Source organism: Ruoffia halotolerans, from assembly GCF_014049385.1.
Lineage (GTDB): Bacteria > Bacillota > Bacilli > Lactobacillales > Aerococcaceae > Ruoffia > Ruoffia halotolerans.
Genome location: NZ_JACAOA010000004.1, coordinates 1 through 12,200, shown reverse-complemented (window position 1 = coordinate 12,200; position 12,200 = coordinate 1). Strand labels below are relative to the sequence as shown.

Below are 12,200 nucleotides of genomic sequence, written 5' to 3'. Positions count from 1 at the left end.
AACAGGAAGGATACAGAGCGATGAAGACAATGACCATTGAAGCGTTGGTTGTAGGATTAAAGAAAGAATTTAATACAGATGTTTTTGAACATATAGTGAATAGATATGTACCTTTATATAAAAAATGTTTTAATCAGATCAAAGTTCCTAATTATGATTTAGAAGATTATTACCAAGAAGCGCAAATTATTATGTTAGAAGCCATCGATATGTATGATCCAGAAAAACAACACCGATTTTCAGGCTTCTTTAAATTATTATATAAGAACCGAATCATTAATCTTTGTCGTGCTGACCAGGCTTATAAGCGTGGTGGAGGTATTAAAGAGTTGCCACTTGAATATCATAGTAATAAAAATCAAAGTGAAATCAATCTGTTAGATCAGATTGAAAATCATTATCATATGTCAGCTCAAGATATGATTGAATTGAAAGAAGTCCATAACTTATTTATTGATTCATTGTCATCTCTAGAACGTAAAGTGTTCTTCAATTATCAAAAAGGTGACAGCGTTAGAGAAATAGCGAAACAATTGGTCATTAGCGAAACCCAAGTGCAAAGTGCCTATGATCGATGTAGGAAGAAGTTAAAGGACTCATTCTCTCTTGAATAACTTTTGAAATTATAAATTGGTGTGTTGTAAGATGAAATGCAACACACCAAATTCTTATTAAATATTTCTGCTTTAAGTTGAGTTTAGTAGATTATTATTTGCTGAACTTCACTTTCAAACAGAAATGTTGAGTTCAGCTTTGACATTTACCAATGAACTGCATTTTTAACGAAAAAAATGGAGTTCATGTCAACAAAAAACGCTAAACTTCAATTCTCTCACTTTCACTCTTACTTACTGATAATACTGTGCCTGTGCACTCCATAACTCCTGGTACTTTCCTTTTTCATTCACCAGTTCTTTGTGTGTGCCTCTTTGTACGATCTCCCCTTGATCAAAGACGAGTATTTCATCGCAGAATTTGGAGCTTGAGAGTCTATGGGAAATATAAAAAACTGTTTTATCTTTTACTAAGTTATCAAAGTTTTGATATATTTCAAATTCAGTCATTGGGTCCAGTGCAGCGGTCGGCTCATCTAAAATCATAACTGGCGCATCCTTATATAAAGACCGAGCGATGGCTATTTTCTGTTCTTGGCCCCCAGAGACACTGACGCCTGATTCTTCAAATTCTGTTCCCAGGTAGGTTTCTTCCTGATTGGGTAGATTTCTAACGAAGTCGCCTAACTCGACTTTATCTAAGGTAGACAACACTCTCTTTCTATCAAAAGAGGGTTTTACAGAAACGTTTTGTCCCAATGAAAATCCGACTAGATGGTAGTCCTGGAAGACAACGCCAAACAGATTGAAGTATTCTCTTAAATCATACTTATGGGCATCGATTTTATTCATTTTTATTGTCCCTTCACTCGGTTCATATAAACGAGTCAGTAGCTTAATAAACGTTGTTTTACCTGAGCCATTTTCTCCAACTATGGCATACTTTTTACCGACTTCAAACTTTTCAGTGATGTTCTTTAGGACTGTTTCATCTGAGCCGGGATAAGAAAAACTCATATTCTCTATTGCGAAATGATAGTCATTATCTAACCTTTTTTCTACAGGTAAACTGCCGACGACCTCTTCATCAGGCAAGTCCATGAATGCATAATACTGCTCTAATTCACCTGGTGAAGAAATCATCATCATGCCGTGCTGGATAACATCTGGTAAAGCAGAGACCATTTGACTGAGTGCGCTGGAAAGTTGAATAATCAAAGCAACAGGTAAAGCTCCGATTAAAACAAGCAAGCCGACATAGGCATAGGTCAAATAGGTCATCACCTGAAATAAGCCGGTAGTAGGGATCATCATGGATCGAAAGCGTTTATAGTTTTCAGACAGTAATCTCCCTGTCTGTTCAGACTCAGCTCTTTTATTTTCGATCATTTTTTCAGTTAAATTGTAGAGGCGCATTTCTTTTCCGGACTTAAAGTCCTGAAGAATCCCATCTTCATAGAAAAATCGGGCATTAGATTCTTTCAATTCCGCAAGAAGCGCTTTTAGCCGTTCACCTGATTTTTTGGATGACGCGATTTGAATCCATACACTGATTCCAATTAGTAGAAGAAAGACACTGATAACAAGACTTGGGTGCATCCACCAAAAGTCGTCTGGTAGTAAGCCGGTGTCTACTCTAAATAACGGAGTGAGTAAAATAACCCCCCATATAATACTGACCAATCCAGGCATCATTTCTTTTATACGGACATTGATCATCGGAAGAGAAGATTGGCTGCTCATCATATTTCGGTTGATGATTTCTAATTCTTCTCTTACTTCTGAACTTTCCGCATAATGGTAATGCATAGTTAACATCTTTTTATTTGGTTCAGCAAAGAGTTTTCTTAAAAACAGAGAATCCTCATGAGTGATTAGCGGGTCTATCCATCCAGAAATCAGTTGCAACACCAACAAGATGACCAAATACTGCATGATTAAAGAAGGGATGCGTGTCATGTCATCTCTTGTTAAGGCATCCACAATTTGGGTCATATAGATGTAGCCGATAAAAGGCAAACTGTATCTCGCCAATGATTGGACAAAGAACAGAACATAGTAAGTTTTGCCAACTCTAAACAAATCTTTAAAGGCACGTTTATACACGGTCAGCTTTTCCATTAAATCACCCCTCCTGTTACGACTGGCTCGTCTTCTTCCTCTTTTTCTTCCTTATCATGTTTATAGTAATAGGCTTGTGCTTCGTAAAGCTTAAAGTAATCTTTTTGCTCAGCCATTAATTCTTCGTGCGTTCCGACTTCTGTTATATCTCCATTTTTGATGTAAATAATGCGATCACAAAAACGGGTAGACGAAAGTCGGTGAGATATAAAAATAGATAATTTATCTTTAGAAAACTGGAAGTAATCCTGATAAATCTGATGTTCGGCGATCGGATCCAAAGCCGCAGTCGGTTCATCCAGTAAGAGAACGGGTGCGTCTTTATATAAGGCTTGAGCTAGTTTCAATTTTTGTAACTGCCCTCCCGACAAATTCACTCCATCTGGATAAACAGCGCGCACAATTTTTGTCTCGTCTCTTGACTTGAACTTTGAAATGATGTCAGTCAAGCCACTTTGTTTCAAGACACGATTATACTTTAATTCATCAAAGGGCAAGCCTTGAATGACCGTCTCTTTAATGGAATAGGTCAATAAAAATTTCTCCTGAAATACAGGCGCAAATAAAGCATAATAGTCTGAAATGTTAAACTCACTCTGAGCTACTCCGTTAATATAAATTTCTCCAGTATCTGGTTTAAGTAAACCGGCAATTAAATTAGTCAGTGTCGATTTCCCAGCCCCGTTTTCTCCTACTATAGCTAAATTTTCGTATGGTTTAATGGTTAAAGATACATTGTTTATCGTTGATGTATCATTATTTGGATAAGTATAGGTCACGTTTTTTAATTCAATCGACAGAGGTTCTTTTGGCAAAGGTCTGCCTTCTCCATGGTTAAATATTTGACCTTGAGACATAAAGTCATCATATTTTTTTGTCTCGTTTAAACTCGTATTCATTTTGCCTATAGCGTTGACTAAAGTCATGATGGTTTGAGCTAAGATCGTGACAGACCCGGCAAAGATGACAAAGCTAGAAACCGGAATCGCTCCTGCCGCAATCAATTGAACACTTCTAATATAAGATAAGGCAGATAGACCGATAATCCCTATATTTACCAGAGTACTTTCTGTCCATGTCAACTTTACTTTCGGTTTGATAAGCCGGTGGTATTCCGCAATTGTTTTATCTTCAATCTGCTTGAACCAGTCTTTCATCTGGAAAATACGTACATCTTTAGTGATACGGGATTCCCCATACACTTTTCTCAAGTAACGTAATTTTTGAGAATTGGCTGCTTTCGCTTGAAATAATTTCCGGTCCATCTTCACTTGCCATACGTTAAAGATGACAACGATGAGCAGAAACACACCCACTAAAACAAGAAACAGAGATTCTAATTGACTTAATATATTGATATACAAAACAACCCCTAGAAATGAACTGCATAATTCAATAATTTCTGTTACTAATCGGCCAAAAAGGGTCGTGTTGTTATCGGTCAATTCACTGGCATTGTTGTATCTCTCCTGCGCTTCTTTTCCTATAATGAGCGGATAATCCAGCTTCAAATACTTCGTTTCAATTTTATTTCTCATGAAATCTCTAAAATGGTTCATATTCTCTTCTTGGTAGAGCATAAAATAGTAGTTACCCATTTGAGCGATGCCAATAAGAGCAATAAATACGAGTAATCTTAGTAGGTATTCTCTAATCGCTACCCCTTCCATTAACCACTGAATCACAAAAGCAGATAAAAGCAATCGGAGTAAGGGTAAGGCCGCGCTAATAAGGGTAGCTAATAGAATGGCTATAAATACTGTCGGTTTGAATGCATATAATTCCTTCAATAGAATTTTTGTATACTTCACTTTTTCTTTCATCTTCATCACCTCAATCGTATCTTACCAAAAAAATACACTCCCTATTCAGAAGTGTATGAATGGTTAGTATTTGGTTACGAACGGTTTTTAAGCGGCAATGTCACTTCTGTCGCAAACACGCCATCTTCCCATTTACGGTTGACCATGCCTTGATACCTCTCCACTGCCTGGTCAATTCGGTACAAGCCATAGCCTCTTCTGTTGATGCTTTTTAATGAAAACAGAGAAGGTTTTGGATTCTCTGTCATCGTGTTCGTCACATTAATATATAACGTGTTTTTCATTGGTGCTATGTATAAACGAATAAAACGTTCATCAGAAGAACTGGATTCTTTCTCAGTCGCTTCTATAGCATTAGTCAGCAAGTTACCCAATATAATTGCTAAATCGACATGCTCTACACCCAGTTCATTTGGAGCAATGGCTGTCGCATAGAGGGAAATCCCTTTTTGTTTAGCAGCTGTCAACTTTGTATTAACGATGGCATCTATCATCGTATTTCCTGTTTGAATGATCGTATCGACTTGATTCAATTCATTGGTCAGCTGTTTAATATATGCATCCAGTTCATCCAGACGGTGGTCATTCATTAAGGTGTGCATCACCTGTAAATGATTGCGATAGTCATGACGAATGCCTCTCATCTGTCTATAAATCGTTTCGACTTCTACACTGTATTGGTCGAGTTCCTTTTCTTGTATTTTATAAAAATCAATGCTCTTTTTTTGCCTAACTATAACTATCCCTGCACTGAGAAGGATAATAAGTACGACGGTTAGTCCTATCCAATCAGTCATTGTAAAACACCGCTCCTTTATTAAAGGCAATAAATTTTTCTTGAACTGTTTTAGCGAGACGCCTAGAAACAGGGACGGTTTGTCCGTTGGATAATTCAACATCTGTTTTTAATAGGCGATGGATGTGAGCGACATTGACTAAGTAACTTCGGTGAGTCTGGATAAAGTCAGCGTTAAGCTTGTCCTCCAATTCTTTTAAAGGACGAGTGACGGTTATCACTTGATTGTTTAAATGAATCTCACATTCACGTTTAATGACTTCAATGTACAGAATATCATCCAGTAGAAGTTTATGCATCTCACCTTTTGCTTCCAGTGTTAAGGTTTCTTTCACTAAGGGTTTTTTATCGAGATGTCTTTGAATGACTTGCTTAATTTTGTCTCTTTCAATGGGTTTGAGTAGGTAATCCAGTGCCTGGACTTCATAACCTTGAACGGCATGTTCGGCGAATGCGGTCGCAAAGACGAGCGTCACTTCATGGTCTATTTCTCTTATTTTCTTAGCCACTTCCAACCCATTAATCTGCTTCATCTCGATGTCCAAGAATACAATATCTAAGCCCTTGTTGTCTTCTAACTCAAAAAGAAAGGCTTCTCCACTTGAATAGGAGGATACTTTTGCGTGTAGACCCATTTCTTTGATTGTTTGATTGATTAGTGACTTCATCGCATCGAGTTGAATGTTTTCATCATCTACTATCGCTATGTGTAATTCTTTTGACATTCAAAGACCTCCTCTTCTCCAATACTCATACTATCCGTTCCACTTGATTTTTCCTAATTATCGTCGTTAGACATAATATAACATAAATGATTGATGGCAATAACAAACAATTAGTGGTTGGTCGTTTTTTTAAGCATTATGGTGTTTATTATTATGGTGTGTTGTAAGATGAAACGCAACACTAAAAAAAGACATGAAGATTCGTTATACTTAAGTCACCACAACATAGTATAAGGAGAGAATCTTCATGTCACACACTCATTTTAACACAAAGAAATCTAAAGGGCATTTGAAATTCACGGAACGTGAACTGATCGAACAATGGCTAAAAGAAGACAAAAAGCAAGTTGAGATTGCCCGTTTGCTTGGCCGAAATAAATCAACTATTTCACGTGAAATCAAACGGGGTACCGTCGTCCAAATTAGTCAAGGTAAAAAAGTCGAGAAGTATCTAGCTGACTTTGGTGAAGTCACTTATTTAAAGAATAGACAACGCAGTCAATCAAAAGGTATGCAAGCTTACTCTGGACGCTTTTGGTATAAATTAAAGAAAGCTCACCACAATGGTGTTTTCAAAGGAAAAGAGCGAACTCACAATATTAAAACATTTGTGATGTCCTATGCTTTAAAACATCCTAAGGAAAGAGTGCCTTGTTTCAAAACCGTCTAAAGAGTGCCTTGTTTCAAAACCGTCTATCGCTACATTCGACAAAATGCGCTGTGTATCAAGCCCCATGATTTACCTATGATGTATCGTTTGAAACCAAGAAAAAATAAGCACAGTCGTCCAAAGGGACGAAATAAGAAAGTTCTGGGTACCAGTATTTCGGACCGAGCATCAAGTGTGTTAGACCGCTCGGAATTTGGTCATTGGGAAGCTGACTTAGTAAAGGGAAAACGCCATAAAGAAGAGCCGGCAGCCATTACATTAGTCGAACGGAAAACACGCTTCGCTATAGCAATGAAGATTGAGGATTATAAAAGCGAGACTGTATTAACGGCTTTTCAAACACTTGTAGAAAACAGCCCTCATCAGTTTAAAACTATTACATTTGATAATGGATCTGAGTTTGCGAAAGTATCTGAGCTTGAAAACGATGATTTATCTATTTAATTTTGTCATGCTTACGCATCATGGGAACGGGGGTCTAACGAGAATTTCAATAAACTCTTAAGAGAGTTTATACCGAAAGGTAAATCGTTACATCATTTTACTTCTGACTATATATCAGAAGCAGCTGGTAAGATAAATAAACGCATACGATCCATACTCGGTTTAATGTCCGCTCAAGAAGCCTACCAGACCGAATTGTCTTTAATGGAATAAAGACTTGAGTTATAAAAGAATCGAAAAGCGACATTTCCCCCATGGGGGAAACCCTATACCTAAAAGTCTAATGGGGTATGTCTTTTGAATAACAATAGTGTTGCATTTGATTTGACAACAGAGGGAAATTATAAATTAGATAACTTATGCAATCAATGCTTGACAATTGTAGGTACTTTTCATTATGATTTATTGAGATGTAAAGATGAATCTATAATAGGAGGGGTTGCATATGGCACAGAGAAAAGCAGCTTTGGCATGTACAGAGTGTGGCCAACGCAATTACCAAATGACACCGACACAAACGGGTCAATCTGTTCGTCTAGAACTTAAAAAGTTCTGTCGATACTGTAATAAGCACACAATACATAAAGAAACTAAGTAGATAGGTGGATAAGAATGAACTACATTAAATCAGTCGGAAATGAAATGGAAAAGGTAAATTGGCCATCAGTTAAAGAAGTCAATCGCTTTACTTGGATTGTTGTTATCTTTGTCGTTATTTTCGCATCTTATTTTGCATTAACCGATGAAGTATTCTCGTCACTAATGGATTGGTTATTTAATGTCTAATAAAAAAGAGCGTGATTTCTAGTTTTTTTATAGTAATCATTGAAGGATTAATGGTATAATTGACGCAAGGAACGAACCTACTGTTTTGTAGGTTTTTTATTTTGAGAATTTTTTGAAAGGAGTTCAATATGGAATCAAATAAAGCATGGTATGTTCTACATACTTATTCAGGATATGAAAACAAAGTTAAAGAAAATATTGATTTACGTAAAGATAGTATGGCAATGGGGGAGAATATCTTCCGTGTGGTTGTCCCTACACAAGATGTTACAGAAGTGAAAGACGGCGAACCAAAAACTAAAACACAAAAAACTTTCCCAGGTTATGTTTTAGTTGAGATGGTTATGTCAGATGATGCATGGTTTATCGTTCGTAATACACCTGGGGTAACAGGTTTCGTTGGCTCGCATGGTGCCGGAAGTAAACCAGCACCACTTTTAGATGAAGAAATTGCCTATATTCTAGGTGACGGTGAACTACCGAAAGAAATTATCGACTTAAATATCAATACGGGTGATCGTGTTGAAATTACAGATGGTGCCTTCTCAGGTCTTGCAGGTGTTGTTGAAGAAGTGAATGAAGAACATCAGAAAGTTAAAGTTCTTATTGAAATGTTCGGTCGTGAAACAGTGGCTGAATTAGAATTCAACCAAATCAAAGAAGAAGAACTGTAATAAGCAACTAAATCACGATAGTTAGGAGTACAAACTATATGAACTCATTTCATAAATATTATCGTCGGGCTGTGCCAGTATTCTTCGTATTTTTACTGTTATTGAACTATTTGAGTGCGGCAGGGATTATCTTACCAGCAACTCAAGCAGAAGTTTCAGATAAATATGTGAATTTATTTGCACCAGCAGGTATTACTTTTTCAATTTGGGCTGTGATTTATATCGGAATGGCATTGACAATTAGTATTGATTTTATCCGTCCAAAAGGAGATCGTTTCGGTGCGCTTTACCGTCAATTGATTTTACCGCGAATGATAGAATGGATTGCTTTAAACATTGTCTGGATTATTTGTTGGAGTAATGAATGGTTACTTGCTTCACTGATCGTTATTTTATTATACACAACTAGAATTATGAAAAGTGTTGAAACTATTAGTGCTACACCCACATTAAGAGAAAACCCTTGGCTTTTAAAATACTCAATGGGTCTACATTTTGGGTGGTTATTAGTGGCGAGTATGGCTAACTTAACTACTTATACTGTGAGTCAAGGTGTTGATTTAACCGGTACAATAGGTATTATTTGGACGGTTGCGTTAATGATTGTTGTGGTAGCACTTTCAGCTTATTACTATACAAAGTTAGGTAATGAGATGATTATGCCAGTAGCATTATGGGCTATCCTAGGAATATTTATTAAACATAGTCCATTTTCATCCTTTGAATATAAAAGTAATATCGTTATGTATGTAGCCGCAGTTCTTTTTGTTATAAGTGCCGTTGGCTTCGTTCAACTGTTCCGACTACAAAAAGAACAACGAGCTAAAAGAGCGAATAAATAAGTTATAAGGTGAATCTAATTTAGGTTCATCTTTTTTTGTGCTCCTTCGGATGCACTTTCATTTAGGTAAAATGACTATAACAAGCCCACTGAGTTTTCTTAAGAGAGAGTAGGAGACACATCATGAGACTCATCTTAAAAGTTTTACTCCGGATTGTAGTGATTGCTATTCTAATCACGGTGATTATCTTCGGAATAGGTTAGGTTCAAACAAAGCGGTATAGTGAGTATTTGGCAACGGATGAAGAAAGTGTCTATGTCGAGCCAGCCAATTTAACATTGTATGAGACAGAATAAGACAATATGACAGTTGAAACTATCGAAGAAGGCTATGTTAATGGTTTCCATCTTGTTCCAGATGGCAATTTAGCTGAGGGAGCGATCTTCACCTTTGGGGGCGCCGAAGGTTCACCTAACTATGAGTTAGCTGTCTAGTTGGCAAGCGAAGGGTACGAAGTCTACCGTTTATGAAGAGATTGATTAGATTGTATTGTATGCTCCGTCTGCTTATAATTTCTTCTCATTAGACCAACAAAATGCAGATACCAGTTCATGGTCCTTTGAAGGTGAGCCTCTTGCGCACTTGAGCAATCGATCAGGCAGTATAATAGAAACTATGCAAATGATCTCAGGCTTTATAACCTATACCCCTGTTTCATATCAACCTATTTATGACAGTGTGATTGAAGGAAGTGAAGCAGACAGTCTAGAAGCGGCAAGCATTAAAGTCAAAGATATTACAGGCGAAAGGATTATGTTTGCCGGTGGCGATGATTTAATGAGGAATTCCAGTCAGATGGGTGAGGATATTTATTGAACATACCAACCGAATTGAATGATACAATTATCCAGAGGCAGGTCACTTATTTTCAAATAAAAGGTACTTAGGAGACTCAGCCGTGTTAATTGCATTAGGTGGGAATGATGAAGCGAATCAAACTGCTTTAGAAGAAAGTCATACCATTTTGTTAGAAAGTTTAACTAAACGGCAGGATAAATAATAAAAAATGTAGAATAGCACTTGCAATATGGAATAAACGTGATATAATATTTCGGTGCGCAAGAACGCACACTGAGTGGGAGGAGTGAAGCTCACTCCGTAAACCACATCACGAAAAAAATTTTACAAGGAGGAATGTTTCGTGGCTAAAAAAGTCGTAACACAAGTCAAATTACAAATTCCAGCGGGACAAGCAAGTCCAGCTCCGCCAGTTGGTCCAGCATTAGGTCAAGCGGGAGTTAACATTATGGCGTTTACTAAAGAGTTTAACGCTCAAACACAAGATCAAAATGGGATGATTATTCCAGTTGTTATCGATGTGTATGAAGACCGTTCATTTAGTTTTATTACTAAAACTCCACCAGCTCCAATCTTACTTAAGAAAGCTGCTGGACTTAACAAAGCTTCAGGTGAACCTAACAAGAATAAAGTTGGTTCAGTAACAAAAGCACAAGTTCAAGAAATTGCTGAAATTAAAATGAAAGACTTAAACGCAGCAGATGTAGAAGCTGCTATGCGCATGATTGAAGGAACAGCTCGCTCAATGGGTATCACTGTAGAGGGCTAAGCATAACGCAGCTTCCAGCCCGTATTCTATCGGGTGTGGGAGGTATTACCGTTAATACCACAAATATAGGAGGAATAAAAAATGGCTAAGAAAAGCAAAAAATTTCAAGCGGCTCTTGAAAAAGTAGACCGTAACAAATTCTATAGCGCAGACGAAGCAATTGCATTAGCGAAAGAAATCGACTTTGCAAATTTTGACGCAACTATGGAAGTATCTTACAACTTAAATATTGATGTTAAAAAAGCTGATCAACAGATCCGTGGAGCAATGGTATTGCCACATGGTACTGGTAAAACACAAACAGTTGTAGTTATCGCAACTGGAGATAAAGCTAAAGAAGCAGAAGCAGCAGGTGCTGATTTTGTTGGTGAAGCAGACCTCATCGAAAAAATCAACGGTGGTTGGTTAGACTTCGACGTAATGGTAGCAACACCTGACATGATGGGACAAGTTGGTCGTCTAGGACGCGTATTAGGGCCAAAAGGCCTAATGCCTAACCCTAAAACTGGTACAGTAACACAAGATGTTACTAAAGCAGTTAACGACATCAAAGCAGGTCAAGTTACTTACCGTGCTGACAAAGCAGGAATTGTTAATGTTCCAATCGGTAAAGTGTCATTTGATGATGCTAAATTAAAAGAAAACTTTAACGCATTACACGAACAAATCGTTCGTTTAAAACCAGCTTCAGCTAAAGGTACTTACATGACAAGTTTAACATTGTCTACTACTTTTGGACCTGGTATCAAAATTGACGCTCCAGGAATGGAATAATCAATTTTAACTTAAATAATTACGAGCTTAGAATTTGGGTTCTTTGTCAAATAGTGTTGGTGAATATTTAAGGCGATAGATTTAGTTCTATCGTCTTTTTTTGATGTAAGTATATTAGTCATCTGTTGGATTAGAGTATATTCGTCTATAGAGCCGCTTCGTCACAAAAATACAATGGGCGTACAGGTTCAGCATTAAGTTGTTGAAGCTGGGTTGAGATTAAAATCCGACACCTTAAGTGACCGTAATTGCGATAACCATAGCCAGATCGTTTGATCATCTTGATTTTGTTTACGGTGCCTTCCACAACGCCATTCGAGAGTGTATAAGTTAAGCTGTTTTCAATATCCAACGCGTAGGAAGTTAATGTTCGAAACGCTGTTCTCACCTTGTGTGGGAAGACATATTTTTTACTTTCCATTAA

The 12,200-nt window shown here is 37.3% G+C and carries 14 protein-coding genes and 1 pseudogene; 10 read left to right on the top strand and 5 right to left on the bottom strand.

Going from position 1 to position 12,200, the window contains the following annotated elements; all coding sequences use genetic code 11:
• The first annotated feature begins 20 nt into the window (after positions 1–20).
• Positions 21–614, top strand: a complete 594-nt coding sequence (locus HW423_RS02160) for a sigma-70 family RNA polymerase sigma factor (RefSeq protein ID WP_218930314.1) — start codon at positions 21–23, stop codon at positions 612–614.
• A 234-nt stretch (positions 615–848) separates the two neighbouring features.
• Here the strand turns inward: HW423_RS02160 and HW423_RS02155 are convergent, their stop codons facing one another.
• From HW423_RS02155 to HW423_RS02140, 4 genes are all read right to left on the bottom strand, one after another.
• Positions 849–2,675 carry an ABC transporter ATP-binding protein gene (locus tag HW423_RS02155; RefSeq protein WP_218930313.1) on the bottom strand — a complete coding sequence of 609 codons (1,827 nt, stop codon included), beginning with the start codon at positions 2,673–2,675 and terminating at the stop codon, positions 849–851.
• Positions 2,675–4,498 (bottom strand): ABC transporter ATP-binding protein, encoded by a 1,824-nt coding sequence (locus HW423_RS02150; RefSeq protein ID WP_218930312.1) that lies wholly within the window; start codon positions 4,496–4,498, stop codon positions 2,675–2,677. The genes HW423_RS02155 and HW423_RS02150 overlap by 1 nt, the downstream gene beginning before the upstream one ends.
• A gap of 74 nt (positions 4,499–4,572) precedes the next feature.
• Positions 4,573–5,295, bottom strand: a complete 723-nt coding sequence (locus tag HW423_RS02145; RefSeq protein ID WP_218930311.1) for a sensor histidine kinase — start codon at positions 5,293–5,295, stop codon at positions 4,573–4,575.
• On the bottom strand, positions 5,288–6,019 hold the full coding sequence (locus HW423_RS02140; RefSeq protein WP_218930310.1) for a LytR/AlgR family response regulator transcription factor: 732 nt from the start codon (positions 6,017–6,019) through the stop codon (positions 5,288–5,290). Before HW423_RS02140 ends, HW423_RS02145 begins: the two co-directional genes overlap by 8 nt.
• A 247-nt stretch (positions 6,020–6,266) precedes the next feature.
• Between HW423_RS02140 and HW423_RS11585 the strand changes: the two are divergent.
• From HW423_RS11585 to rplA, 9 genes and pseudogenes are all read left to right on the top strand, one after another.
• Positions 6,267–7,346: pseudogene (locus HW423_RS11585) on the top strand (IS30 family transposase).
• A gap of 232 nt (positions 7,347–7,578) precedes the next feature.
• Positions 7,579–7,731, top strand: coding sequence for a 50S ribosomal protein L33 (rpmG, locus tag HW423_RS02130; RefSeq protein WP_138404229.1), 153 nt, complete (start codon positions 7,579–7,581; stop codon positions 7,729–7,731).
• Between the two features lie 14 nt (positions 7,732–7,745).
• Positions 7,746–7,919, top strand: coding sequence for a preprotein translocase subunit SecE (secE, locus tag HW423_RS02125; RefSeq protein WP_218930309.1), 174 nt, complete (start codon positions 7,746–7,748; stop codon positions 7,917–7,919).
• A gap of 128 nt (positions 7,920–8,047) precedes the next feature.
• Complete coding sequence (gene nusG / locus HW423_RS02120; protein ID WP_218930308.1) at positions 8,048–8,593, top strand: transcription termination/antitermination protein NusG; 546 nt, start codon at positions 8,048–8,050, stop codon at positions 8,591–8,593.
• A gap of 38 nt (positions 8,594–8,631) precedes the next feature.
• Positions 8,632–9,435 (top strand): hypothetical protein, encoded by an 804-nt coding sequence (locus tag HW423_RS02115; protein WP_218930307.1) that lies wholly within the window; start codon positions 8,632–8,634, stop codon positions 9,433–9,435.
• 302 nt (positions 9,436–9,737) lie between these two features.
• A complete protein-coding gene (locus tag HW423_RS11285; protein WP_268951456.1) occupies positions 9,738–9,869 on the top strand; it encodes a hypothetical protein in 132 nt (43 codons plus the stop codon).
• Between the two features lie 55 nt (positions 9,870–9,924).
• The gene (locus tag HW423_RS02110; protein ID WP_218930306.1) at positions 9,925–10,251 is read left to right on the top strand and encodes a hypothetical protein; all 327 of its coding nucleotides are present in this window, start codon (positions 9,925–9,927) and stop codon (positions 10,249–10,251) included.
• A 325-nt stretch (positions 10,252–10,576) separates the two neighbouring features.
• Positions 10,577–11,002: a 50S ribosomal protein L11 gene (rplK, locus tag HW423_RS02105; protein WP_218930305.1), complete on the top strand. Its 426-nt coding sequence runs from the start codon at positions 10,577–10,579 to the stop codon at positions 11,000–11,002.
• 81 nt (positions 11,003–11,083) lie between these two features.
• Positions 11,084–11,776 (top strand): 50S ribosomal protein L1, encoded by a 693-nt coding sequence (gene rplA / locus HW423_RS02100; protein ID WP_218930304.1) that lies wholly within the window; start codon positions 11,084–11,086, stop codon positions 11,774–11,776.
• 145 nt (positions 11,777–11,921) lie between these two features.
• On the opposite strand, the gene HW423_RS02095 is transcribed toward rplA, so the two are convergent.
• A partial coding sequence (locus HW423_RS02095; RefSeq protein ID WP_218930303.1) for a transposase occupies positions 11,922–12,200 on the bottom strand: 279 nt, incomplete at its 5' end.

Bases quoted from the DNA above. Each gene is read 5' to 3' on its own strand.
- HW423_RS02160 (WP_218930314.1), top strand. From the start codon at position 21: ATGAAGACAATGACCATTGAAGCGTTGGTTGTAGGATTAAAGAAAGAA.
- HW423_RS02155 (WP_218930313.1), bottom strand. From the start codon at position 2,675: ATGGAAAAGCTGACCGTGTATAAACGTGCCTTTAAAGATTTGTTTAGA.
- HW423_RS02150 (WP_218930312.1), bottom strand. From the start codon at position 4,498: ATGAAAGAAAAAGTGAAGTATACAAAAATTCTATTGAAGGAATTATAT.
- HW423_RS02145 (WP_218930311.1), bottom strand. From the start codon at position 5,295: ATGACTGATTGGATAGGACTAACCGTCGTACTTATTATCCTTCTCAGT.
- HW423_RS02140 (WP_218930310.1), bottom strand. From the start codon at position 6,019: ATGTCAAAAGAATTACACATAGCGATAGTAGATGATGAAAACATTCAA.
- rpmG (WP_138404229.1), top strand. From the start codon at position 7,579: ATGGCACAGAGAAAAGCAGCTTTGGCATGTACAGAGTGTGGCCAACGC.
- secE (WP_218930309.1), top strand. From the start codon at position 7,746: ATGAACTACATTAAATCAGTCGGAAATGAAATGGAAAAGGTAAATTGG.
- nusG (WP_218930308.1), top strand. From the start codon at position 8,048: ATGGAATCAAATAAAGCATGGTATGTTCTACATACTTATTCAGGATAT.
- HW423_RS02115 (WP_218930307.1), top strand. From the start codon at position 8,632: ATGAACTCATTTCATAAATATTATCGTCGGGCTGTGCCAGTATTCTTC.
- HW423_RS11285 (WP_268951456.1), top strand. From the start codon at position 9,738: ATGACAGTTGAAACTATCGAAGAAGGCTATGTTAATGGTTTCCATCTT.
- rplA (WP_218930304.1), top strand. From the start codon at position 11,084: ATGGCTAAGAAAAGCAAAAAATTTCAAGCGGCTCTTGAAAAAGTAGAC.